This is a genomic window from Pseudomonas sp. PWP3-1b2 (assembly GCF_049896045.1).
Classification (GTDB): domain Bacteria; phylum Pseudomonadota; class Gammaproteobacteria; order Pseudomonadales; family Pseudomonadaceae; genus Aquipseudomonas; species Aquipseudomonas antarctica_B.
This window is the reverse complement of the sequence record NZ_JAFCTN010000019.1, coordinates 32,515-56,370: the sequence shown is the minus strand read 5'-3', so window position 1 is coordinate 56,370 and position 23,856 is coordinate 32,515. Positions and strand designations below refer to the sequence as shown.

Annotated in this window: 22 protein-coding genes and 1 pseudogene; 12 read left to right on the top strand and 11 right to left on the bottom strand. The window is 61.9% G+C overall.

The features are described 5' to 3' along the window. Nucleotides 1-25 precede the first annotated feature (25 nt). A pseudogene (locus tag ACP7A2_RS14440) lies at nt 26-541 on the bottom strand (methyl-accepting chemotaxis protein); the annotation flags it as partial. A 1,499-nt stretch (nt 542-2,040) separates the two neighbouring features. After that, nucleotides 2,041-3,711, bottom strand: a complete 1,671-nt coding sequence (locus ACP7A2_RS14435; protein ID WP_426134742.1) for a diguanylate cyclase — start codon at nt 3,709-3,711, stop codon at nt 2,041-2,043. A gap of 389 nt (nt 3,712-4,100) precedes the next feature. Here ACP7A2_RS14435 and ACP7A2_RS14430 point away from each other — a divergent pair, with 389 nt between their 5' ends. From ACP7A2_RS14430 to ACP7A2_RS14410, 5 genes are all read left to right on the top strand, one after another. Beyond that, nucleotides 4,101-5,078 (top strand): DUF2333 family protein, encoded by a 978-nt coding sequence (locus ACP7A2_RS14430; RefSeq protein ID WP_426134771.1) that lies wholly within the window; start codon nt 4,101-4,103, stop codon nt 5,076-5,078. Beyond that, the gene (locus ACP7A2_RS14425; protein ID WP_426134741.1) at nt 5,078-5,617 is read left to right on the top strand and encodes an NUDIX hydrolase; all 540 of its coding nucleotides are present in this window, start codon (nt 5,078-5,080) and stop codon (nt 5,615-5,617) included. The genes ACP7A2_RS14430 and ACP7A2_RS14425 overlap by 1 nt, the downstream gene beginning before the upstream one ends. A gap of 195 nt (nt 5,618-5,812) precedes the next feature. Further along, entirely contained in the window at nt 5,813-6,184 is a 372-nt protein-coding gene (locus ACP7A2_RS14420; RefSeq protein ID WP_426134740.1) for a translation initiation factor Sui1, read from the top strand. Nucleotides 6,185-6,326: 142 nt separating this feature from the next. After that, complete coding sequence (speA, locus tag ACP7A2_RS14415; protein ID WP_426134739.1) at nt 6,327-8,240, top strand: arginine decarboxylase; 1,914 nt, start codon at nt 6,327-6,329, stop codon at nt 8,238-8,240. A gap of 154 nt (nt 8,241-8,394) precedes the next feature. After that, nucleotides 8,395-9,297 carry an alpha/beta hydrolase gene (locus ACP7A2_RS14410; protein WP_426134738.1) on the top strand — a complete coding sequence of 301 codons (903 nt, stop codon included), beginning with the start codon at nt 8,395-8,397 and terminating at the stop codon, nt 9,295-9,297. Here the strand turns inward: ACP7A2_RS14410 and ACP7A2_RS14405 are convergent. The 3 genes from ACP7A2_RS14405 to ACP7A2_RS14395 all read right to left on the bottom strand — a co-directional run bounded on the left by ACP7A2_RS14405 (nt 9,287) and on the right by ACP7A2_RS14395 (nt 11,625). Continuing rightward, entirely contained in the window at nt 9,287-9,709 is a 423-nt protein-coding gene (locus ACP7A2_RS14405) for a hypothetical protein (protein WP_426134737.1), read from the bottom strand. The genes ACP7A2_RS14410 and ACP7A2_RS14405 overlap by 11 nt on opposite strands. 119 nt (nt 9,710-9,828) lie before the next feature. Beyond that, nucleotides 9,829-11,166, bottom strand: coding sequence for an MATE family efflux transporter (locus ACP7A2_RS14400; protein ID WP_426134736.1), 1,338 nt, complete (start codon nt 11,164-11,166; stop codon nt 9,829-9,831). Between the two features lie 165 nt (nt 11,167-11,331). After that, nucleotides 11,332-11,625: a hypothetical protein gene (locus tag ACP7A2_RS14395; RefSeq protein WP_348059068.1), complete on the bottom strand. Its 294-nt coding sequence runs from the start codon at nt 11,623-11,625 to the stop codon at nt 11,332-11,334. A 236-nt stretch (nt 11,626-11,861) separates the two neighbouring features. Here ACP7A2_RS14395 and ACP7A2_RS14390 point away from each other — a divergent pair, with 236 nt between their 5' ends. From ACP7A2_RS14390 to ACP7A2_RS14370, 5 genes are all read left to right on the top strand, one after another. Next, entirely contained in the window at nt 11,862-12,170 is a 309-nt protein-coding gene (locus ACP7A2_RS14390) for a MazG-like family protein (protein ID WP_426134735.1), read from the top strand. Then, a complete protein-coding gene (locus ACP7A2_RS14385; protein WP_426134734.1) occupies nt 12,163-12,912 on the top strand; it encodes a methyltransferase in 750 nt (249 codons plus the stop codon). The genes ACP7A2_RS14390 and ACP7A2_RS14385 overlap by 8 nt, the downstream gene beginning before the upstream one ends. A 24-nt stretch (nt 12,913-12,936) precedes the next feature. Beyond that, entirely contained in the window at nt 12,937-13,539 is a 603-nt protein-coding gene (locus ACP7A2_RS14380) for a DUF4136 domain-containing protein (protein ID WP_348059062.1), read from the top strand. A 47-nt stretch (nt 13,540-13,586) separates the two neighbouring features. After that, a complete protein-coding gene (locus ACP7A2_RS14375; protein WP_426134733.1) occupies nt 13,587-14,144 on the top strand; it encodes a DUF4136 domain-containing protein in 558 nt (185 codons plus the stop codon). A gap of 200 nt (nt 14,145-14,344) precedes the next feature. After that, nucleotides 14,345-16,321 carry a pilus assembly protein TadG-related protein gene (locus tag ACP7A2_RS14370; RefSeq protein ID WP_426134732.1) on the top strand — a complete coding sequence of 659 codons (1,977 nt, stop codon included), beginning with the start codon at nt 14,345-14,347 and terminating at the stop codon, nt 16,319-16,321. Here the strand turns inward: ACP7A2_RS14370 and ACP7A2_RS14365 are convergent. Together ACP7A2_RS14365 and ACP7A2_RS14360 are read right to left on the bottom strand one after the other, a co-directional pair. Continuing rightward, on the bottom strand, nt 16,318-19,050 hold the full coding sequence (locus tag ACP7A2_RS14365; protein ID WP_426134731.1) for an ATP-binding protein: 2,733 nt from the start codon (nt 19,048-19,050) through the stop codon (nt 16,318-16,320). The two genes, ACP7A2_RS14370 and ACP7A2_RS14365, sit on opposite strands and share 4 nt — an antisense overlap. Continuing rightward, nucleotides 19,047-19,490, bottom strand: a complete 444-nt coding sequence (locus tag ACP7A2_RS14360; protein WP_426134730.1) for a TadE/TadG family type IV pilus assembly protein — start codon at nt 19,488-19,490, stop codon at nt 19,047-19,049. Before ACP7A2_RS14360 ends, ACP7A2_RS14365 begins: the two co-directional genes overlap by 4 nt. 72 nt (nt 19,491-19,562) lie before the next feature. Between ACP7A2_RS14360 and ACP7A2_RS14355 the strand changes: the two genes are divergently transcribed. Together ACP7A2_RS14355 and ACP7A2_RS14350 are read left to right on the top strand one after the other, a co-directional pair. After that, nucleotides 19,563-20,036, top strand: a complete 474-nt coding sequence (locus tag ACP7A2_RS14355; protein WP_426134729.1) for a prepilin peptidase — start codon at nt 19,563-19,565, stop codon at nt 20,034-20,036. Between the two features lie 127 nt (nt 20,037-20,163). After that, nucleotides 20,164-20,946 (top strand): response regulator transcription factor, encoded by a 783-nt coding sequence (locus ACP7A2_RS14350; RefSeq protein ID WP_426134728.1) that lies wholly within the window; start codon nt 20,164-20,166, stop codon nt 20,944-20,946. Between the two features lie 112 nt (nt 20,947-21,058). On the opposite strand, the gene ACP7A2_RS14345 is transcribed toward ACP7A2_RS14350, so the two are convergent. From ACP7A2_RS14345 to ACP7A2_RS14330, 4 genes are read right to left on the bottom strand one after another with little or no spacing between them, the layout of a single operon-like run. Continuing rightward, nucleotides 21,059-21,328, bottom strand: coding sequence for a DUF3613 domain-containing protein (locus tag ACP7A2_RS14345; protein ID WP_426134727.1), 270 nt, complete (start codon nt 21,326-21,328; stop codon nt 21,059-21,061). A 2-nt stretch (nt 21,329-21,330) separates the two neighbouring features. After that, on the bottom strand, nt 21,331-22,053 hold the full coding sequence (locus ACP7A2_RS14340) for a tetratricopeptide repeat protein (protein ID WP_426134726.1): 723 nt from the start codon (nt 22,051-22,053) through the stop codon (nt 21,331-21,333). Nucleotides 22,054-22,063: 10 nt separating this feature from the next. Beyond that, nucleotides 22,064-22,957, bottom strand: coding sequence for a type II secretion system F family protein (locus ACP7A2_RS14335; protein WP_426134725.1), 894 nt, complete (start codon nt 22,955-22,957; stop codon nt 22,064-22,066). 1 nt (nt 22,958) lies between these two features. Next, nucleotides 22,959-23,840 (bottom strand): type II secretion system F family protein, encoded by an 882-nt coding sequence (locus tag ACP7A2_RS14330; protein WP_426134724.1) that lies wholly within the window; start codon nt 23,838-23,840, stop codon nt 22,959-22,961. Nucleotides 23,841-23,856 lie beyond the last annotated feature (16 nt).

Sequence of the window (23,856 nt, the reverse complement as noted above, 5' to 3'; positions counted from 1 at the left end):
GATCTTTGTGAGGCAGCAGATCGGTTCAGACGCGAAACGCCTGCACCGCCGTATTGAGCTGCCCACCCAGCACCAGCAAGTGCTCACCCTGGCGACGCCCCTGGCCAATGCGCAGCAGATTATCCTCGCCCAGCTGGTGAATCCGTTCGCTGTTATCGCGAATCTCACTGACCGCGCCACTTTGCTGCGCCGTCACATCGGCGATGCGCACGGCGGTGTCGGAGATGGTCTGGATGGCGCCGACGATCTCATCCAGCGCGCCATCCGCCGCCTGGGCCTGCTGGGCAGTGGCTTCGGCGTGCTCGACCTGCGCACGCATGCCTTCCACCGACTGGCGGGCGGCGGCTTGCAGGCTGGCGATCAGGCCCTGGATTTCGGCGGTGGCGCCGGCAGTGCGCTGGGCCAGGGAGCGCACTTCGTCGGCGACCACGGCAAACCCACGCCCGGCTTCACCGGCGCGCGCCGCTTCGATAGCGGCGTTGAGCGCCAGCAGGTTGGTCTGGTCGGCAATCGAGCGAATCACGGTGAGCACGCCGCCAATGGTTGCAGACTCTTCGGCGAGTTTTTCGATCATCTGCGCGTTTTGCTGCACTTCACCCACCAGCGCATGCAAACCGGTGAGGCTCAGGCCGATGACCCGTTGGCCCTGTTCCACGGCCTGGCCCGCGCTACGACTCGCCCCGGCAGCCTGGCTGGCGTCACCGGCCACTTGCTGGATAGTCGCTTCCAGTTCGCCCAACGAGTCGCGTATCTGCGCGGTATCCCCGGCCTGGCGTTCGGCGCCGTCATGCAGCCCGCTGCTCAGTTCGGCGAGGGCACGGCTGGTGCCGGCGACTTCTTCGGCATTGCCGCGAATGGTCCCCACCAGATCCACCAGATAGGCGCGCAGGCGGTTCAGCGAGGCTTCGATATCGTGCAGTTCGCGGTTGGTCTTGCCCAGGGCAATCGGCTGGCCAAAATCGCCCTCGGCCCATTTCGACAGCGCCGGTGCCAGGTCTGTCAGCACCCGCGCCAGGCGCCGTTGCAGGGTGTCGATCAGCAGCGCGATCAGCAGGATCAGGCCGATCACCACGCCTTGCATCAGGCGCACTTCGCCCTGGATTTTGCCGTGTTGCGCGCGCACCACCGGTTCCAGACCGGCAATGGCCTGTTGCACGGCGGCGATCTTGAGGTGGGTGCTGGTGGCGAGGTCGGCGCGTTGCTGAATTTGCTCGCGGGTGCGCTTGAGTTCGGCGGGGTAGCGGGTCAGCAGGCTGTTGAGTTCGCGCTTGAGGTCGACGCCAGTGTCCTGCACTTCGGCTTTTTCGCTGTTTTCCAGGCCCATCATCGCGGAAAAGTCATCGGCGCCGGATGCACTGCTGGCCTTTACGCCGAGCAAGGGCAACTGCGCCAACAGGTCGGCCTGAGTGCGGATGCTGGCGATTTCGCGCTCCACATCATCGGCCAATTCCGCGCGCCCGCTGCTCACCAGCTTGTCGCGGGCCAGAGACAATTTGCCCAGGTGCTGGGACGCCGCCAGCAGAGGCGGCAAGTACCGCGCCGCCTCGGGCGAATTGACGCCCGTGGCGTACTGACTCAGTTGCTCCAGGTTCGCGCCCAATTCGCGCTCGGCTTGCAGCAGCAGCGCTTGCGGGTCGCCCGCCAGTTTGCCGGCGGCGAGCAGGTCGGTTTTGCTGAAGGCGTCCAGCTCCACCAGGCTGGGGCGCAGGTTTTGCGCGAGGTCGACAGGCAGGTCATCCAAGTGTTGCAGCAGGTTTTCCAGGCTTTGGCTGGCACTGCTCAAGCGCAAGGCATCGCCGCTGGCCAGGTAGTCGTCGATACTGCGCGCGGCCTGATTCTGGAAGCTCTGGGACAGCCCGAGGTAACGTTCCATCAGCAGGTAAGGACGTTCGAGCGCCCGTTGCGACCACCATAGCGTCGCCCCAAGTGCCAGGCATACGGCCACCAGCAGGAAGGTATTGAGATTGGTCAGCAACTTCAGGCGCATGCGTGGTTTCAACCGACAGCAAAAGGTAAGTGCCTGAAGTTATTGCGTTTCCGTTACAAAGTTATGACGGAATCAGTAGATTCCGGTGAAAAGATGGCACTTTGCTTTGATGCGCGCGCAGCCAGCACCCGGTTGCGCCCCGCGTGCTTGGCGCGGTACAGCGCTTCGTCGGCCTGGGCTGCCATCATCAAGCTGTCGGAACCGTCGCACAGCTCCACCAGCCCGGCGCTGAACGTGCACCACAAATCCTGGGGTTGGGCGGGGTAGTGGATTTCGGCAAAGCGCCCGCGAATTTCGTCCAGCACCTTGCAGGCCGAATCCAGGTCGGTGTCGGGCATCACGATGGCGAATTCTTCACCGCCGTAGCGGCCGATGTAGTCGGTCTTGCGCAAACGCTGCTTGAGAAACAGCGCCAGGCTTTTGATCACGCGGTCGCCCATGGGGTGGCCGTGGCTGTCATTGACGCGCTTGAAATGGTCGATGTCGAGCATCGCAAAGCTCAGCGGCTTGTTCTCGCGGCGCGCGCGAAAGCTGCAGTCTTCGAGCAATTGCAGAATGTGGGTGTGGTTGTACAGGCCGGTCAGGCTGTCACGCACCATCCGCGCCTTCAAATGGCGTGCACGTGCCGCGCGGTTGCGCACGGTGGTGATCAAGTGGCGCGGCTTGATGGGCTTGGTGAGGAAGTCGTCGCCGCCTTCGCTCATGGCGTCCAGCTGTTTGTCCAGGTCGTCTTCGGCCGACAGGTAGATGATCGGCACGCTCACATAGCGGTCGTTGTGGCGAATCACCTTGGCCAGTTCGGTGCCGGTGCAGGCGGGCATGTACATGTCGAGGATGATCAGGTCTGGCTGAAAATCCGCCAGCTCGGCCATGGCCTGAATCGGCTCGATCAAAGTGCGCGTGACAATGCCGGCGCTGTTGAGCAGGCGCTCGGTGTGCAGCGCCTGGGCCCGCGAGTCGTCGATGATCAGCACTTTATACGGCTCGTACTGGGCGACGCAGGTCAGCACTTCGATTTTTTCCAGCAGGCTTGAGGCTTCCAGCGTACCGGTAAGGAATTCCTGGCCACCCGCGCGCACGGCGGCCAGGCGGGTCGGGGTGTCGGTTTCATGCAGGCTGAAAAACAACAGCGGCAGCTTTTGCTCCAGGCCTTCCTGAGCTTGGGCGGCGAGCTTGAGGCCCAGGCCGGTGCCGCAGAAATCCACGTCCATCACAAGGGCTGACGGCAGGCGCTCGGCCATGGAGGCTTGAAATGCGGCCACGCTGTCCAGGGATTGGGCGCTCATGCCAAAGAACTCCAGCTGCTTGGCCAGGCGCTCGGCGCGGTCGTGATCGGCCAGCATCACGTAGATCGGCTTGCGCATCGGCGGCAGTAAGGTTTGTTCCAGACTGTCACCCTGGCGCAGGCCCGTGCGGGACAGGCGCTGCATCAGGCGATTGAGTTCAGTGATCAATTGGCTGCTCAAGCGGCCGCGATTGTCGTCCACGGCCTTGAGGGATTCGCCGATGTGCCGTGCCAACTGGCCGTGCTCCGGCTGTTCGAAGCGCTCGGCAAAGCGCAGCAGGCGCAGGTTGGCTTCGCTGAGTTCGGAAAAATCGGCATTCGACCATTCGCTGCGTTGCAGGCGTTGCCAGATCTCAAGAATTTGACGTGCCTGATGAATTACCCGCTGGGCAAAATGGTGCTTGAGACGCTCACGGCTGGGGTCTTCTGGCTCGGTCATATCCTGACTACTAGTTAGGGTGCATGCTGAGGTCGACTGATGGCTCTATGCTAGCACCTCTTGTCATGCTCCATGAGTGTCATACGTCAATTAAGTACAGGTCGAGGCTATTCAGTTTTCGACCTGATGGTCGCGCAGCGTAAAAAGCGTGCATCCTTTATAGTCCATGCGGTGGCGCGCGCCACTTTCGTGAAAAGCCCCGCACCGATGGGCACGATGGGGTAGGGTTGTGGTCGGAGTGTTTGAACGCACCCGGACCATTGACGTGCATGAACTCAAGTGATTGAAAGGATATCGCCATGCTGGACTGGAAAAACCGTGAAGGAGCTGCCAAAGGCCCCGCCCCTGAGCCCAAATCGGCCAACCGCGGCTATTTTCGCAACCTGCTGATGAGCAAAGCCTTGCTCAGCGTGCTGGTCTTGTACCTGTTGGTCACCGGTGGCCTGGGGTGGTACTGGAGCGAAGAGCCCGCACTGTTCCCGGTTCAGCAAAACGCCCAGCTGGCCGCTGAAAAGGACGGCAAGCAGATGGTGGTGGGCTTCACCACCGTCGAAACCCTCAAAACCGTGGCTGGCACCTTGCTCAGCAAGCCAGGCGGTTACATTTCCAACGACCGTTTCCCGCCAGGCCTGTGGATGGACAACATGCCGAGCTGGGAATACGGCGTGCTGGTGCAGGTGCGTGACTTGACCCGCGCCCTGCGCAAGGATTTCGCCCGTTCGCAGTCGCAATCGGCGGAAGACGCTGATTTGGCCAAGGCCGAGCCGCGCTTCAACTTCGACAACAAGAGCTGGGTGCTGCCGTCCAGCGAGTCGGAATATCAGGAAGGCATCAATTCCCTGACCCGCTACGAAGCGCGTCTCTCCGACCCTAATCAACGCGGCGCGCTGTTCTATGCGCGTGCCGACAACCTGAACAACTGGCTGGGTGATGTCGCCACTCGTTTGGGTTCGTTGTCGCAGCGCCTGTCGGCCAGCGTTGGCCGGGTCAAGCTGAATACTGCACTGAAAACCGAAGCCCTCGCGCCGGGTGAAGTGCCACAGTTGGACGAAGAAATCGTCGAAACGCCGTGGATGCAGATTGACAACGTGTTCTACGAAGCCCGTGGTCAGGCCTGGGCCTTGTCCCACCTGCTGCGCGCCATCGAAGTCGACTTTGCCGATGTGCTGGCCAAGAAAAACGCCACCGTGAGCGTGCGCCAGATCATTCGTGAGCTGGAAGCCTCGCAGGAACCGGTGTGGAGCCCCATGATTCTGAATGGCAGCGGCTTTGGCATCCTTGCCAACCACTCGCTGGTCATGGCCAATTATATTTCCCGGGCCAACGCTGCAGTCATCGATCTGCGTCAGCTCCTCAACCAGGGTTGATGATGGCCGCTACTCACAATGAGGCCGCGCACCGCGCGGCCTCTGACGCTGAACTGATCTGCTGGGTCGACGAACAGGACAACCTGCTCGGCGCCCTTGTCAGGTCCGACCTTCGCCAGCGCGGCCTGATCGGCCGTTGCACCTTTATCTTCCTGTTCAACTCCGCCGGTGAACTCTGCGTGCATCGCCGCACCTTGAGCAAAGCCATGTACCCGGGTTTTTGGGACACGGCGGCGGGCGGAATGGTGGCAGCGGGTGAGTCCTACGCCGTATCAGCGGCCCGTGAGCTGGAAGAAGAGCTGGGCGTCGCCGGCGTGGAGCTGACCGAGCACGACCATTTCTTCTTTGAAGACGGCGACAGCAAGCTGTGGTGCAAATCCTACTCGGCGGTCTGGGACGGCCCGCTGCACCTGCAGCCGGAAGAAGTCATGGAAGCGCGCTTTTTACCCCTTGAAGTTGTGCTGCAGGAAGCCGAACAAAAGCCTTACTGCCCGGACGCTCAGGAGGGCTTGCGGCGCTATCTGGCCTCACGTCGCTAAAGTTGCATAAATTGGCGCCATTTGGGCCTTAGCAAGTCGGCTGTTTGCCGTTACACTGCGCGACTTTTCACCCGAACCACCCTTGGCGGTTCGGTAGCGCTGCCCCTGCCTGAGTGGGGCTTCGCGGTTGGTAACCCGCCTTCTTTTACGAGAGCCGGGTACCGATCAGTCTTTGTCCTCCCAAGAGGATTGCCGGTGGCCAAAAAAGCCGCATCCTTCGCCGCCCTTGGTGGCCTGGTATTTTCCACCGATGCAGGTCGACACTGCCCGGACTGTCGTCAGCCCGTGGACGCGTGTACCTGTAAAAACACCCTGATCCCTGAAGGCGACGGTATTGCCCGCGTGCGACGCGAAAGCAAGGGCCGTGGCGGCAAGACGGTGACCACCATCACCGGCGTGCCCCTGGCCGAGGACGCCCTGAAGGAACTTGCCACCACGCTGAAAAAGCGCTGTGGCACCGGTGGCGCGTTGAAAGACGGGGTCATCGAGATTCAGGGCGAGCACGTCGAATTGCTGTTGGCCGAGCTGATCAAGCTCGGGTACAAGGCCAAGAAGTCCGGCGGCTGAAAGCCTCTTCCAGACCTGTGTCTAAACTCTGTCCTGCAAGTGAGGTCTACCTCCGTTGCAGGCAAATCGTCATTTTCATTCTTTAGACTGCGCCAGCCTCTGATAGGGGCGGCGCGTTCGCCTTCATTTATAGGGGACTTCGATGTCCGTACGACGCACACGCAAAGACGATGGCAGCCAATGGACAGTTGCGGACAGCCGCAGTGTTTACGGGATTCGCCATTGGGGGGCCGGATATTTCGCGATCAATGAAGCCGGTCGCGTTGAAGTCCGTCCTAACGGCCCGAACAGCACGCCTGTCGACCTCTTCGAGCAAGTCGATGAGCTGCGCAAAAGCGGCCTGTCCTTGCCGTTGCTGGTGCGCTTCCCCGACATTCTGCAAGACCGTGTACGCCAGCTGACCGGCGCTTTCGATTCGAACATCGAACGCCTGGAATACCAGAGCAAGTACACCGCGCTGTACCCGATCAAGGTGAACCAGCAGGAAGCGGTGATCGAGAACATCATCGCCACTCAGGATGTGTCCATTGGCCTGGAGGCCGGTTCCAAGCCTGAGCTGCTGGCCGTGCTGGCCCTGGCGCCGAAGGGCGGGACCATTGTTTGCAACGGTTACAAGGACCGTGAGTTCATCCGCCTTGCGCTGATGGGCCAGAAACTTGGCCATAACGTGTTCATCGTGATCGAGAAAGAATCCGAAGTGGCGCTGGTGATCGAAGAGGCGGCCAACCTCAAGGTCAAGCCTCAGGTTGGCCTGCGCGTGCGTTTGTCCTCCCTGGCGTCGAGCAAGTGGGCGGACACCGGCGGCGAGAAATCCAAGTTCGGTTTGTCGGCGGCGCAGTTGCTGTCGGTGGTCGAGCGCTTCCGCGATGCGGGCCTGGACCAGGGCATTCGCCTGCTGCACTTCCACATGGGCTCGCAGATCGCCAACCTGGCCGACTACCAGCACGGGTTCAAGGAAGCCATTCGTTATTACGGCGAACTGCGCAACCTCGGCCTGCCGGTGGACCACATCGACGTCGGCGGCGGCCTGGGCGTGGACTACGACGGTACCCACTCGCGTAACGCCAGCTCGATCAACTACGACATGGACGACTACGCCGGTGTGGTGGTGGGCATGCTCAAGGAATTCTGCGACGCGCAGAGCCTGCCGCACCCGAATATTTTCTCCGAAAGCGGCCGTTCCCTGACCGCCCACCACGCCATGCTGGTGGTGCAGGTTACTGACGTCGAGAAGCACAACGACGAAATCCCGCAGATCGAAAACAAGGAAAGCCTGCCGGAAACCGTGCAATGGCTGGTGGACCTGCTGGGCCCGACCGACATTGAAATGGTCACCGAAACCTACTGGCGCGCCACGCACTACATGAGCGACGTAGCCACCCAGTACGCCGATGGCAAGATCACCCTGGCCGAAAAAGCCCTGGCCGAGCAATGCTACTTCGCGGTATGCCGCCGTTTGCACGACTCGCTCAAAGCCCGTCAGCGCTCGCACCGCCAAGTGCTCGACGAGCTCAACGACAAGCTGGCCGACAAGTACATCTGCAACTTCTCGGTGTTCCAGAGCCTGCCAGACACCTGGGCCATCGGCCAGGTGCTGCCGATTTTGCCACTGCACCGTCTCGACGAAGAGCCGCTGCGCCGTGCCGTGCTGCAGGATTTGACCTGCGACTCCGACGGCAAGATCAAGCAGTACGTCGATGAGCAGAGCATCGAGACCAGCCTGCCGGTGCACGCCTTGAAAGACGGCGAAGACTACCTGCTGGGTATCTTCCTGGTGGGCGCTTACCAGGAAATCCTCGGTGACATGCACAACCTGTTCGGTGACACCGACTCGGTGAACATCTACCAGCGCGACGACGGTTCGGTGTACAGCGCCGGCATCGAGACCCACGACACCATCGAAGACATGCTGCGCTATGTGCACTTGTCGCCGGAGGAGTTGATGACGCACTACCGTGACAAGTGTGCGAGCGCCAAGATCACCGCGGCGGAGCGTACCCAGTTCCTGGATGCGTTGCGCCTTGGTTTGACGCGGTCGTCTTACCTGTCCTCGTAAGTGAAGTGACCCGGCTCTAATGTGGGAGCCGGGCTTGCCCGCGATAGCGGTGTGTCAGTGCAGAAATCCTTGCCTGACACGCCGCTATCGCAGGCAAGCCAGCTCCCACATTTGGACCTTCGTTTGGCAGTACCTTCTGTGTGGGGTCTGAACGATGTCGAGCAAGCTTTTGCAAGTGCTCACCCTGGCCATGGCTGCCCTTCTGGCGGCGTGCTCCCCGATCAAAGTGCTCAACGCACTCACCCCTTCCACTACCTTCAGCAAGACCTCGGCCATCGCTTATGGCGATGACCCACGGCAAACGCTCGATATCTACCGCCCCGTCCCTGCGGTTTCCAACGCCCCGGTTGTGGTGTTTTTCTACGGCGGCAGCTGGAACAGTGGCTCCAAGGATGACTACGGTTTTGTCGGCGAAGCCCTGGCCTCGCGCGGCATTGTGGTGGTGATCGCCGATTACCGGTTGTACCCCCAAGTGCGTTACCCCGCGTTTCTGCAGGACGGCGCCAAAGCAGTAGCCTGGACACACCAGCACGTCGCCGAATACGGCGCCGACCCCGCGCAGATGTACGTGATGGGCCACAGTTCCGGCGCCTACAACGCGTCGATGCTGGCGCTGGATCCGCGCTGGCTGCGCGAGGTGGGCTTGTCGCCTGCACTCTTCAAAGGCTGGATTGGCCTGGCCGGGCCGTATGACTTCCTGCCGATTGAAAACCGGGACGTGCGGCCGGTGTTTTTCTTTCCAAATTCGCCGGCTGATTCCCAACCCATCAACCACGTCAGCGCCGCTGCACCGCCGAGCCTGTTAATTGCTTCGACGGACGACACTCTGGTCAACCCCACGCGCAACACCGGCGGGCTGGCCAATAAGCTACGGGCAGCGGGCGTACCGGTTGAGGAGTTTTATTTCAACCGGACCAACCACGCGACGCTGGTGGCGTCTATCGCCAAACCGCTGCGCTGGCTCGCGCCGGTGCTGGACCGGGTCACCGGGTTTATCCAGGCCACTGATTCCTCCAGGTTAACCTGGGCGCTGACACTGATTATGGTCAGTCGATAGCCCGAATAATCAGGAGGCCCGGTGTATCACCGCTGTGCAGCGATACACCATACGCCGCGTCGCCCGCTGTCTTGGGCGTGGCTGTCAGCGCAAAGCGACTGTCAAAGTGTGCGCGGCCTTGAGCGGGCAGGGTGATGCGCATGTCTTGTTGAGCCACGACTACCTGGAAGTCTGTCTGATTCCAGACCTCCACGCTGGTCGAACTGGCGGGCTCCAACGGGCTTGTTGATGGCTCCAGTATGAAGGGCGATTCGGCGATGTCCGGTGTGGGTTGCGGTACTTCGGCGACAGGCGTGACAACGGGCACGCTTGGCGGCTCGGCTTTTTTCTTCCTGGACTTGCGGGACAAGGCCAGGGCTAACAAGGCAACAACGATCACTGCGCCAATGATGATGTAGGTGGTGTCGCTCATGTGGGCTCGTCCCTGAGTGGAAAGAAGGTCGTACGCCTGAAACGGGCTGCGCTTCAGGACCGACCTCTATTCAACGCTGCAAATGCGCCGTTGTAACCTGTCAGAGTTGACAGGTCGGATCACCCCAGCCACTGATCTTTTTTGTTCAACCGCCAGGCGATTGCCCACAGCGTGAGGCTGCGCAAGGCCATGAATAGCAAAAAGGTCAGCCACAGGCCGTGGTTGCCCAGGCTTTGCAGCGCCCAGGCAAACGGCAGTGTGAGCAGCACGGTCAACAGCATGCCGTTGCGCATTTCCCGCGCGCGGGTGGCGCCGATGAACAGGCCGTCCAACAGGTAGCTCCACACGGCGATCAATGGCAGCACTGCCAGATAGGGCAGGTAGAGGTCTGCGGTTGCGCGCACGCTGGGGATGTCGGTCTGCATGGCGATGAACAAATGCCCGGCAACGCAGAACAGCAGGGCGAAGCCGACACTGGCGATCAGCGACCAACCGCCCGCCACCACTAATGAGCGGCGCAGCGATTGACGGTCGTGGGCGCCGATGGCGTGGCCGCACAGGGCTTCGACCGCATGGGCCAGGCCGTCCAGCGCGTGGGCGGTCAGCAACAAACCGTTGAGCAGCAGCGCGTTGGCCGCCACGGTGGCGTCGCCCAAGCGCGCGCCCTGCACCGTGATCATGAAAAACACCGATTGCAGGGCGAGGCTGCGAATGAAGATGTCGCGGTTGACCGCCAGCAGCGGGCGCCAGCTTTCCCACACTTTCAATGCGGCCCAGGCGATGCGGCCAGGGTAGGCGCGCAGGGCTTTTTGCGTGAGCGCCAGGCCGAGCAGCGCGCCGGTCCATTCCGCGATCACTGACGCACGGGCCGAGCCGACCACGCCCCAATCCAGGCCAAGCACGAACCACAGGTTCAGCGCGATATTCACCAGGTTGGTGGTGAGCAAAATGGCCAATGGCGCGCGAGCGTTTTGCGTCCCCAGAAACCAGCCGACCAGGGCATAACTGGCGAGTGCGGCGGGTAAGCCCAACAATCGGGTGTGAAAAAATGCCTGGGTCAGTTGGTTCAGTTCGGGGGAGGGCTGCATCCATTCCAGCGCCAAATGGCTCAGGGGGATGCCGACCGTGCCGAGCAGCATTGCCAGCCCCAATGCCAGCAACAAACCTTGCAGCAGGATTTGCCGCAGTGCAGCGCCGTCATTGCGCCCGGCGGCCTGGGCGGCGAAACCGGTGGAGCCCATGCGCAGAAACCCCATGGCCCAGGCGAGGAAGGTGTACAGGCTGGCGCCCACGGCCACGGCGCCCAGTTGATGGGCGTGGGGCAGGTGGCCGATGACCATGCTGTCGACCAGAGCCACCAGCGGCACCGAGATGTTGGACAGGATCATGGGCGCGGCCAGGGCCCAAACGCGGCGGTGGGTAGGGCGGTGGCGCCAGTCGGTGAGCAGGGTGGGCATGGGGGGCCTTTGGGGACGGCATTGTAACTGGCCGTCAGCAACAGAGGAGATCCAATGTGGGAGCGGGCTTGCTCGCGAAGGCGGTGTGTCAGTCAACACATCAGTCACTGACCCACCGCCTTCGCGAGCAAGCCCGCTCCCACAGGGTAATGGAGGTTTCGGGGATTAGTGGACGACCCAGCTCAGCAGCCACAGGCCCAGCATCAGCCAGATAATGCCCATGATGATCGACGCCCGCATAAAGGCGCGTACGGCGGAGTACAGCAGCATCAGGCCGATGATCAGGGTGATGATGCTGACGATTGAGGTGTCCATGCCCAGGGTGCGCGACAGGCCTTCGACGAAGTTGCCGCCGGCGTGGGTCAGGGCGCCGAACAGCCCGCTGAGCCCATCGACGATAAAACGGATGATGGAACCGAGCGCCTGGCCCAACCATTCGAAAAAGCTTTCTACCTGCATGTGTGTGTCCTGATGAGAGGTGGGGCGTGTCTGTGCCTTTGGTTGCTGATTACGCGGGCTAGTTCCCCGCTAGCATAGAGGTTTGCCGGTTTGAATTTGCGATTAATCCTGCGGCGCCCGCTGGATCGGTGTACTCGGTCACCTGCGGGAGCAGGCTTGCCCGCGACAGCGCCCCAAAGGTTAACTTGCCTTCACGGCTGATCCACCCGAAGCTACACACCTTCAGGAGCCCCCGCATGAACCTCGAACACCTCACCGAACGCCTGCACCGCATCCGCGATACCAATGAATGGAAGCAGTTCCACAGCCCGAAAAACCTGGCCATGGCCGCCAGCGTGGAAATGTCTGAGCTGGTGGAAATCTTCCAGTGGCTGACCGAAGACCAATCGCGTCAGTTGCCCGCCGACAAGCTTGCCCATGCCGGGCAGGAAGTTGGCGATATCGTGTTGTACCTGCTGTTGCTGTGCAGTGAGCTGGGTTTGGACATGAACGAGGTGGTACGCGCCAAACTGGCCGACAGCGAGCGGCGGTTTTCCCATGAGTGACCGTCATTTCGACCAACTGGCCACGCGCTTCGCCGAGAAAATCTACGGCGGCGCCAAGGGCGCGATTCGCCTGGCCGTGTTGCAGGCCGACTTGACCGAAGCCCTGCCGAAGCGCCCCTTGCGCGTACTGGATATCGGCGCGGGCCTGGGCCATATGTCGTTGTGGCTGGCCGAACAAGGCCATCAGGTGACTTTGGCCGAACCCGCCGAGCCAATGCTCGACGGCGCGCGCCAACGTTTCGCCGATGCTGGCCAGACCGCCACCTTCATCCACGCGCCGTGGCAGGAATTGCTCGGCCAGCTCACCGAACCCTACGACCTGGTGCTGTGCCACGCCGTGCTGGAGTGGCTGGCCGAACCCCACGCGATCCTGCCGGTGCTGCACCAACTCACGGTGCCCGGCGGCTGGCTGTCGCTGGCGTTCTACAACCGTGATGCGCTGATTTACCGCAACCTGCTCAAAGGCCACTTCCGCAAAATGCGCAAGAATGACATGGCCGGCGAAAAGCAAAGCCTCACGCCGCAACAGCCGCTCGACCCACGAGAGTTGGCGGCGCAACTCGAAGGGTTTTGGCAGGTCGAAAGCCAAAGTGGCGTGCGGGTTTTCCACGACTATATGCCGGTGGAGTTTCAGGCCCGCGCCGATTTACAGGACCTGTTGGAGATGGAGCTCGCTCACCGTCGTCACCCAAGCTTTGCCGGACTTGGGCGTTATTTGCACTGGATTTGCCGTCCGGTTTAAGCGGCCCAGTCTGCGGAGGTCGAAATGCGTCGTCTCTGTTTGATCCTGTTGTCCCTGGGGTTGGGCGCCTGTTCCAGCCCCAATCCTTACGTGGCCGCCTCGGCCCCGATCCCGCCGGCCCCGGCTCAGGCGGCCAACACCTTTGATGCCAGCGCTTACCCGGCGCCCGTGCGTGATTACGGCGCCTACCGCAGCTGGGGCTGGCTCAACGGCCAACTGCCGGCGGGTTCGGCCTGGGCCGACTCGGCGCAGATTGCCGAGGCGGTCAGCGGCGCCCTTGACCAGCGCGGCTTGCGCCCGCTGCATGATGCGCGCGCGCCCGACCTGCTGGTCAGCGCCGATGTGCGCCTGGAAAAGCGCCTGCGTCAGGTCCAGGACGATTACGGCTACGGATACGGTGGCTATAACCGTTATGGCAACGGCTACGGCATGTACAACACGGTGCCGCTGGTACGTACCTATGAAGTAACAGTTGCCGTGGCGCGGATCAGCCTGTTCGACGGCCGCACCGGCCAGCCGGTCTGGAGTACCAGCGCCGAAACCACCAGCCAGGGCAGCCTGAGTGAACGGGCGGACGCCTTGCGCGAGGCGATGCAGAAGGCCATGACGGCCTATCCGCCCAGTTAATCGCTATTCTCATCTCAAGAACGGTTCGTCCTTTTTGGAGAAATACCATGCTTCGTCGCATTGCTGCACTGGCTGTCGTTGGGTTGCTGGCGGGTTGCCAGAACAATCAGGTCAACCATGACTTTGACGCCAGCCGCGACTTCGGCGCCTATCGCAACTGGGCCTGGAAAGACCCGGCGCTGCAATACCGCCCCGATGATCCGCGGATCAAGAGTGACCTCACCGAACAGCGCATCCGCCAGGCCGTCGGCGAACAGCTCGACCAGCGCGGCCTGCGCCCGGCAGCGGCGGGTACCAGGGCTGACCTGAATGTGCAGGCCTACCTGATCGTCGAAGACCGCCAGCAACAAGTCACCACCAACTATGGCGGCGCCTGGGGCGGACCGTGGAATGGCTACTGGGGCGCGCCGATGTACAACGAAACGCGCAACATCACCTACAAAGTGGCGACCATCCAGATCGACCTGCTCGACGGCAAGGACGGCAAGCTGGTGTGGCGAGGCAGTGACGAACAGATGATGGCTGACTCGCCCAGCCCTCAGGATCGCGATAACGCAATCCGCACCACCGTGACTAAAATCCTCACCAATTACCCACCACGCTGACCCTACCGCTGAGCCTCTGTGGGAGCCGGCCCTTGTGGCGAGGGCGCGTGCTCCCACTCGACTGCGCGGCAGTCGCCCACTGTGTTTGACGCGCCAGCGTTTTCGCGACATTCGGTCTTTACCGGCCCCAACCCTTGTCTACACTCATCTACACACCAGGAGAGTAAGCGCTCGGCAACTCGCCGGCACAGGAGTGCTCGATGTCTCCCCACCCTCGTCACAAGCAGCGCGGCGCCATCGGCCTGATGGCCGTCGGTGTGTTGGCGTTTGCATTGGTGTTCACCTTGTTGGTCGTTGACAGTGGTCGTCTCTCCCTGGAAAAGCGCAAGTTGCAAGGCGTTGCGGACACTGCGGCGCTGGAGGCCGTCAGCCGCAACGGCACCTGCCTGGCCGGCCTGACAGCGGCGGCCTATGCTGCGCAAAGTGCGGGGCGCAATCAATTCGTCGTGGGCAATGGCAACACCTTGGTGACCCGTTGCGGCGCCGTGACCACGGCGGCCTCAGGCCGACGCGTATTCGCTGAAAACCCTGCGCTGTCGTCCGCGATCCAGGTAGACGTCAGCAAGACCGTGCTTACCAGTGTGGCCAGCGGAATGTGGGCGCTGGCCGCCGGCAAGCCGGTCAGTCTCAATAGCGTATTGACGGCGACAGCCGTGGCGGCAATGCCCCCGCCCACCCTGGCCCAGTTGACCCTCAACAGCACCCTGGCGAGTGTCGACACCGCCAGTGCCAGCCTGTTAGCTCCCTTGTTTTCCGGGATGCTGGGCGGGAGCGTCAACCTGACGCTCGCTGGCTGGAATGGGTTGGTCAACACCAATATCAACCTGCTCAGCTACCTCGACCAACTGGCGATCGACCTGCAAGTCACTGCCGGAAATTACACCCAGTTGCTCAGCACCAACGTCACCGCCGCGCAATTAATCCAGGCCGCCATCACCGTGCTGAACAAGAACGGCGCGACGGTGGACGTTCTCACGGCGCTGGGCAGCCTGAAAATCGCAGCCATCAACCAGGCCCCGCTGACAGTGGGCCAGCTCCTGCAATTGCAGACGGGCACAGAGGCGGCGGCATTGAATGCCAACCTGCAGGTGTTTCAACTGATTCAAGGTGTGGTGCAACTCTCCAGCAGCCAGAGCGCGGCAGCCGTGACCTTGCCCGTAAACCTGCTGGGGCTGGCGAATATCACCACACAGGTCAAGGTGATCGAGCCGCCTAAATTGTCCGCCATCGGCGACCCCAGGCTGGCAGCGGCCAACCCGCAGGGGCCGAATCAGATCTATGTGCGCACAGCCCAGGTGCGCACCCAGGTGACCATCAGCCTGCCGCTGTTGAACGGATTGTCAGGGCTGAGCACGGCAGTGAATGACTTGGTAGGGCCGTTGACCCCCGTGGTCAGCAGCCTGTTGAGTTTGAACCTGGTGACCACAATCAATTCGGCGTTGTGTTTGCTCGGGGCCGGCTGCCAACAGCTGGATTTACGGGTGTTGCCGGGCAACCTGCCGCTCAATATCGTGCTGGATGCCGGCGGCGCCAGCAGTTATGTCACGGCGTACAGCTGCCCGACCGGCAATGCGGGCACCAAGAGCCTGACCACCAGCACCACCACCTCAGTGGCGTCACTGAACATCGGCAACATCAGCAACGCGTTTTCCAGCACCTTGCCGATGACCGTGGCGCCCCTGGCGCTGATCGATATCGGCACCAAAACCTGCCATAAAATCCTCGGAATCGGCTCGTGCGACGCTCGGGTGCCGTTTGCCGGTGGAGGCATTGCGCTCAAGGTGCAAAGCCCGATCGGGGGGAGTGTCCAGACCCAGGTGTTTTCCAGCACCACGCCATTTGCTACGCCGCCGAATGTGGGCCTTACGCCCACCTATCAGGCCGCCACGCCGGCCACCAATGTGGTGAGCAGCTTGTCTGCCACCCTCAACGGCGTCGGCCTTACTGCCTATCAACCGGTGGGAAATAATCCGTTGGGGGCCTTGGCGCAGGGCGTCGTGGCGCTGATCGGCGGCGTCAACAACATCGTTTCGCCAGTGGTGGATAACCTGCTCGGCTCGCTGCTCAATCCGATCCTCAATAACCTGCTGAGCATGCTGGGCATCAGCCTGGCCAATGTGAACGTGGGCGCCAACCTGAGCTGTGGCCAGACCGGCGGCGCCTACTTGGTGATTTAAGCGTCGGTGGCCCTTGGCAGCTCCACACAAAAGCGCGCGCCGTGGTCACCGTTGCTGACGCTCAGGCGCCCGCCCATGTTTTCCACAATGCCGTAGCTCACCGACAATCCCAGGCCGGTGCCCACGCCGATCGGCTTGGTGGTGAAGAACGGCTCGAAAATCCGCTCCAGTAACCGTGGGTCAATGCCGCCGCCGTTGTCTTCGATCCAGATGCGCACGTGGCGGCTGTCGTGCTCGGTGTGGACCGAGATCCACAGCCGCAGGCCGGGGTTTTTTTCGCGCTGGCTCAACAGCGCGTCGCGGGCGTTGACCATCAGGTTGATCAGCACTTGCTCAAGCTGGTCGACGTAGCCTTTGACCTGCACCGCGTTCTCCACTTGGGTCAGGCGCACGTCCACGCCTTTGCCACGCAGGCCTTCATTGAGCAGCGACAGCGTGCCCTCGACCGCCTGCGCCGGGTCGAAGGGTTGCTGCTCGACTTCCGAGCGGCGGCCGAACACGCGCATATGGTCGACCACGCGCGTGGCGCGCTGCACCTGCGCGTCGATGCGCTGGAGTTTTTCGGTGAGGTAGTCGGCCTGTACGTCGCCATTGCCGATGCGCTTGAGCACGTTGACGATGGCCATGCGCATCACGTTCAGCGGCTGGTTGATTTCGTGGGCGAGGCCGGTGGCCATTTCGCCGAGGGTGGCCATTTTTGCGCTTTGGGTCAGTTGCTGTTGTGAGCGGCGCACTTCGGTGTTGTCACGGCCCACGGCCTGCACCTCAACCAATGCACCCTTTTCATCGAATACACCACGGTCCGACCACACCCACCAAGCGTGTTCGCGCCCGGGCAATTGCAGGCTGATTTCGGCAGTGCTCACGGGAAACTCCGGCGTCAGTTGCCCGATGCGCTGTACAAACGCCGCGCGTTGTTCAGCCGATAACCATGCCCCCAGGTTCATCCCCCGCAGTTGGGCGGGCAGGCATTCCAGGTAATTGGCCAATGGCGTGTTGCCAAACGTCAGGGTCAAGTCGGGGCGGTAACGGCAGATCATGGCCGGGGAGTCTTCCACAAGAATGCGGTAGCGCTCTTCGCTGTCCTTGATCTGCTGCGCCGCCAGGGTAGCGTCGGTGACATCCAGCCACAGGCCGACCGCTTCCACTGGCATGCCGAGGTCATCGCGCAGCAACCGGGCTTCATCGAGCAACCAGTGATAGTTGCCCTGAGCGTCCTGCACCCGATAACGACTGCGCACGCTGCCTTCGCGCAGCAACTGGCGGGTGCGCTGGAAGTACAGGTCACGGTCGTCGGGGTGCACCCAGCGCACCAGACTGTCGTCGGTGCATTCGGCCAACGTTCGGCCCAGCAGCGGCAGCAGGCTGTCGCTGAAAAACACCGGCTGCAAGGCGCCGCTCACGTAGCGCTGCACATAGATCACCGCCGGTGAGCTGGCGATCAGGTTATCCAGGCGCGCATGGGCAGCGGCGGCTTCCAGTTGTTGATTCTTGATGTCGCTGATGTCGAGCATGAAACCGATGCAACGGCGTTGCTCGCCCGTGCCCAGCACTTGGCCCTGCACGCGGTACCAGATGGGCGACTGCTCACTGTCAGCCCGGTTGAGGCGCACGCTGGCAAGCAAGGGTTTGCCCAAGGCCTGCAAGTCGCGCAGGCGGCTTTGCAGTTCCTGGCGGTCGGCGGGGTGGATCAGGGTCAGCCACGTGTCCAGCGCTTGCCGGGTAGGGCCTTCCTCCGGGCCGAGGTTGCGCATTAATTGGGGGGCGAGCTGGATTTCGTCGCTGGTCGGCAGCAATTCCCACCAGCCGGTGCCGAGCAGCCCTTGCAGGGCTTCCAGGCGCTCCAGTTGTTGATGGTGACGGTGTTCTCGCAGGCGGCCGAGCAGCGGGGCGGCCACGGCGGCGGCGAGGTTCAGCCAGTCGCGGTCGCGGGTGTGCGGCTCGCCGCTGCAGGCACCGCACAACAGCCACGCTGCAACGCCCTGGTCATCGCGGTACGGCACCAGAAAACCGTCGGCATTGCCGAACACGCTGTGCAGGCGCGGGTGATCGCCGCGCCCATACGGCGCCTTCAGGCTCAACGGCGTCGTACCGTTGAGGCTGTCCAGGCAAGTGCCCAGGCGTTGCCCGGTTTGCCAGAGCAGTGGCGCGTCATGGTTGGCGTACTGGCTGTAGATCGACCAGCCCTGGTCCTCTTGATCGAGCAACGCGAGGGCGACGCAGGGAATGCGCCAGCGTTGCGCCACGGCGGCCAACTGTTCGCTGAGAACCTCGGGCAACCGGGAGAGGCTGCACACACGCAGTTGCTCACTGATCAGGCTCGTCAGGTGCCTGTTCTGTTCGCGTTGCTCAGCCAACTGGCGGCCGCCGAGCAGGTCGCCGATGTCCACCGCATGCAGGATCCAGCCGTTGCCGTGGGCTTCAAGGGTGCCACGGGTGTGCAGGGTTTGCCCAGCCAGGGTCTGGAAATCCAGGTCCAGGCTGTGGCGTTGCCAGTCCGCTGGAACGCCTTCAACCGCCAGGCGGCTGTGAACGCACAGCACGTCGTGCAACAGCGGCGCAGTTGCGTGTTGCGCCAGCTGTTGGCGCAGCGTGCCGCTGATATCGAGCACGCGCCCCTGAGCGTCCAGTTGCACGCGTAACCCGGCGCACGGTGGCGCGGGTGTGTTGATGGCGAGCGCGCCACTTCGACCGAGCAGGCGCCCGAAGATTTTGTCTCCTGAGGTCAAAACTGCAGGCTCGACTGGGCCTGCAATGTCGCCGGCAACTGCGGCACGGTGCCAATGACGGGCAAGACGATGAACGGCATCACTGACTGCAGATTGGCCGAGGGGTAACTGATTTTTACTGACAGCATGCCGCCGGGGGTGAAGGTTGTGGTGACCTGGGTCGCTGCGTCGAATTTGTAGCTGGAAGGGATCCACTCCAAACGCGAGGCGACCGCCGTTTTGGCGGTGCTTTGCACGGCGGCCTGGTAGCCCGGCATGCTCGGGTCCAGCCCCACGCTCTGGCGCACGGCTTCTGCGGTCGCATGGTTGAAGGACTGCAATAACAGCAACGGCAGGCTATAGCTGACCATGCCGTAGAACACCGCGAAAAAAATCACGAACACGCCAATGAACTCGATTGCTGCCGTGCCTTTTTGCTGATGGGGGAGGCCTGTTTTCATCACCGCGTCTACCCTGACGGCTACTACCTGATATCAGCATAGAATCAATCAGCAAAAAGGGATGTTTTTTACGTGATCCATGGCGCAGTGGTGCTGGTGTGGTTGGGCGTATGTGCAGTGCAGGACGTGCGGCAGCGGTTGCTCGCCAATCGCCTGACACTGGGCGCTGCCCTGTTGGCGTTGATTCACCTGCTGTGGACGGGCCACACCTGGCTCGGTGCCACAGGCGGGGAAGGGGTGTGGGCGTTTTTTCTGGCACTGTTGTTGACCTTGCCCGGATACGCCCTGGGCCGGCTGGGTGCGGGTGATGTGAAGTTGCTGTCGGCGTTGGCGCTGGCGTCGAATGCAGACTATTTATTGGGGGCGTTTATCGGGGCGGCGGTGGTGAATCTATTGTGGCTTTTAGTGATGCCAAAACTTTGGCCGCCTATGAGTCAAGGACTTAAAAACGCTCTGGGTCATCTAGCACCCGGCCCGTCAAAAAAACTGCCGTTTGCCCCGTTTTTATTAGTGGGTTTTGCGCTTGCCTGGTTTTGGATCGGCTAACCGTTCGGGGTGATTAACCTTATGTACATAGTCGGAAAGTACGTCTACGTTTATTAAGTCGATGTACAGAATATCGAGTCGTGGGAGATGGGTTAATCATCTGGCTTTCCAGGGCATGGAGTCGCATGTGAATACGCTTACCTCTGCAGTAAAGGTGCTAGTTGTCGATGATGAACCGCTGATCGTCGAAGAACTGTGTGAGTTTCTTGAGCGCAGCGGCTTTCGCTGCGTTCCCTGCGAATCCAGCCAAGAGGCCCTGACGCGTTTCAGCGCAGACGCCGAAATCGGGCTGGTACTGTGTGACTTGCGTATGCCGGATATGGACGGCATCGAGTTGGTCCAGGCGCTGCAGAAAGTGGCCGGCAAACAGCGGGCGTTCGAGGCGATCATGTTGACCGGCCACGCTGACAAGCAAGACGTGATCAAGGCCCTGAGGGCGGGGATCGCCGATTACTATCAGAAGCCGATCAATCTTGAGGAATTGCTCGAAGGTTTGCAGCGCCAGGAGGCCGCCCTGGAGGAGCGCAAAAATGACCTGCAATTGGGGCACTTGAGCCAGAAACTGCAGTTTCTGACCGAGTCCATCAACGACCTTTACCAGGACCTCGACAGAACCCGTCGCAGCTCAACCGTGCTGAAGGGTGAAGACCGTGCAGCCGAGGAGGCCGAGCCGGTGGGAACCCCGTCGATCCTCAACCCGCTGTCACCGCGCCAATTGGACGTGGCCCGGCTGGTGGGCAAGGGGCAGACCAATTATCAGATTGCCTGCGAATTGGGTATCACTGAAAACACCGTGAAGCTGTATGTGTCGCAGGTACTGCGCCTGACGCACATGCACAACCGCACGCAGCTGGCGCTGGCGCTTTCGCCGGGTAACTCGGCGCTGCCCCAGCGAGTACCGGCGCACTGATTCGTTTAAGAGTGCGGGCTTGCTCGCGAAAACCGGGTGTCAGTCACCCGATGTATTGACTGATACTGCGCTTTCGCGGGCAAGCCCGCTCCCACAGTTGATTGAGGTTTTTTCAATTACTGCCCTGGGTTTCCCCACCCACCTTCTGCTCGAAATACTCCGGAATAGGGTGCTTGAAGCTTTCCAGCCAACGCTGGTTGGCCTGGTCACGCTCTGCCGCAGAGGCTTTCTGTAACGTGGCGGACGAGGCTTTGCCGCTGGGTTGCAACGTCAGCCAGCTCTCGGTCGCGGCCTGTTGCGGGGACGAGGGGCCGGGTTCTATCGCCATGACGCTCAGAGGCAGTGCCAGCACTGCCAGGCTTGCGAGATAAGGCACTTTCATCATCAATTCCTCGGGTTGCTGGATATATCGCCTACGGCGGCGACCGAGCCCTTGGCCTTGGCGAGCTTCTGGCTTGAGGCCTTGAGTTTTTCTGCCCTGGCTTGAGCTTCGGTGACCTGTTCAGGGCTCAGGCCCATTTGGCTGACCACTTGGGCGGCTTGTTTCCAGTTGTCCTGATAGATCAGCAGCGTGACCATGTTGACCGCCGGCAAGGGGTCGCTTTGCTTGAGTTCCATGGCGGTCATGAATTCGAAGCGCGCATCCTCCATACGCAGTTGGTTGAGGTAGACGACGCCCAGGTCATTGCGAATTTTCTCGTCGGTCGGCGCCAGGCGCGCCGCGCGTTGCAAGTGGGTCATGGCCTGGTCGTTGTCACCCTTGGCCGACGCCAATTGCCCCAGGCCGTGTTCACCTGCGGCGGCCATGCAGGTGCCGAGCAGGCTGCGGTACAACGGCAGCGCTTCGTTGAGCCCCAGCAGGCGATAAGTCTTGGCCTGGCGCAGGCGTACCTGGGGCAGGTTCGTCGGCAAGCTTTGCAGGTTGGCGAGGCTGGCGTGCAGCTTGCCGTCGTTGGCCATGTCATCGGCCAGGTTCAGTGCCAGCTCCTGATCGGAGCTGGGCTTGGGGCAACTGCCGCCGCCCGTCAGGGCGCCCCACGGGGTTTGGCCATTGGTGGCACACCCCCCGAGCATCAGCAGGCTCAAACCGGCTATCAAGGTTTTCATCGGGTGCTCCTCATAAGTTACTCAGGGCGCGGGTGATGCCGATAAAGGCCGGCCCCCCGAGCACGATCAGCAGGGCGGGAAACAAAAACACCATCATCACGACCGACATCTTCGCCGACATCTTCGAAACGAACTCCTGGATCCGGGTCAGGCGCCGGTCGTCGAGCAATTGCTTGAGCGACAGCAAGGATTTCATCGCGCCGCCGCCTTGTTGCATCAGTTGCTGGAGGATGACGCAGGTGTCGCTGAACTCGTCCACGTCCAGCAGTCTGGCGGTCTTGCCGAGTTCTTCGCTCAGTTCCAGGCCGGAATCGACCCGCGTGAGGATCAGGCGCAGCTCAAGGGTCAGCGCCGGCAGCAGGCGTTGCGCTTCAATGCTCAATACGCGCAGCGCCTGTTCGACGGCCATGCCTGACTCAAACAGGATGCGCAGCAGTGGAATGAAGGTTGATACCTCGCGGGAGAGCTGTTGTTGGCGCGCCTTGGCCGCGCTGGCGAGGATGCGTTTGGGCAACAGGTAGCCCAGGCCCAGCGCGATCAAGGGCGCCAGCCACGGTGAGGCGACAGCTGGAAACAGCACGCTCTGGGTGATCAGCACAAGGCTCATCAGCACCAGGGGTGTGCCGATCTGGAAGGCGGCGAACATTGAGCGCTGGCTGGATTTGCGCCAGCCGATACGGTTGAGCAGGATCTGGGTTTCGTTGTCCAGGCTGACCGAGCGTTGCGCGATCGGGCTGTTGCCCAACTGCCGCATCACCGTGCCAAAGGTGTGTTCGCGGCCCATGTGGCCCTGCAAACGCTGGGTAACCAGGCGCTGACCGCGCCGATGCTTCATCAGGTTGGCAAGCACCAGCGCCAGGGCGGCGAGGAACAACCCAGCGCTGATCAGCAGGGCGATAGCCATCTCATACGCTCCGAAACATTCGCCACAAGGCCAGGCAGCCCAACACCTGCATGCCCAGGGCGACGAACAGCAGCATGCGGCCGGTGCCGTCGTTCCACATGGTCATCAGGTAGGAGGGGTTCACGGCCAGGAAGTAGCCGACCATCGAGATGGGCAGGGCGGTGAGCACGTAGGCGGTCACCCGGGTTTCACCGGTCAACGCGCGCAAATGGCGCGCGGCCTGCTCGCGTTCGCGGATCATCTTGATCAGGTTTTCCAGCAGTTCACTGGCGTTACCGCCATAGCGGTGGTTGACCTTCAAGCCCAGCGCAAACAAGCGAAACTCGTCCCGCTCATAAAATTCGGCGAAGTCGTTGGCGGACTCTGGCAGGCTGACACCCAGCTGCACGTTGCGCTTGATACGGCCCATGGCTTGCTTCAACGGTTCCTGCATCACCTCGATGCCGCCCAGCACCGCATCAGCGAGGGTGCGCCCGGCCTTGAGGCTGCGCACGGTATGGTCGAGCAGTTGTGGCAGTTGCTCGATCATGCGTTTGATGCGCCGTTGATAGCGCCAGGCGATGTACAGCCGCAGCAGCAATGGCGGCAACAGCAGCATCGCCAGCAGGCCGAGCCAGCCGGCGACCAGCGCACCCAACCCCGCGCCGAAGACCCACACGGCCAGCCACACGCCGAGCTTGTCGCTGGGCGTGCCCAGGCCTGCGCGCAGGAACATGCGTTCCACGGCGCTCCACTGGCCGGCTTCTTCGATGAGTTGCGGCTGGCCTTCGGCAAGGCGGCCCAACACGCGCTCGGTCTGGGCGCGGCGCAGGCCGTTTTGAAAGGATCGAATCGACAGGCCGATCAGGATCAGGCAAATGACGAGCAGGATGGCCCCGGTCATGGTCGCATTCCTTACA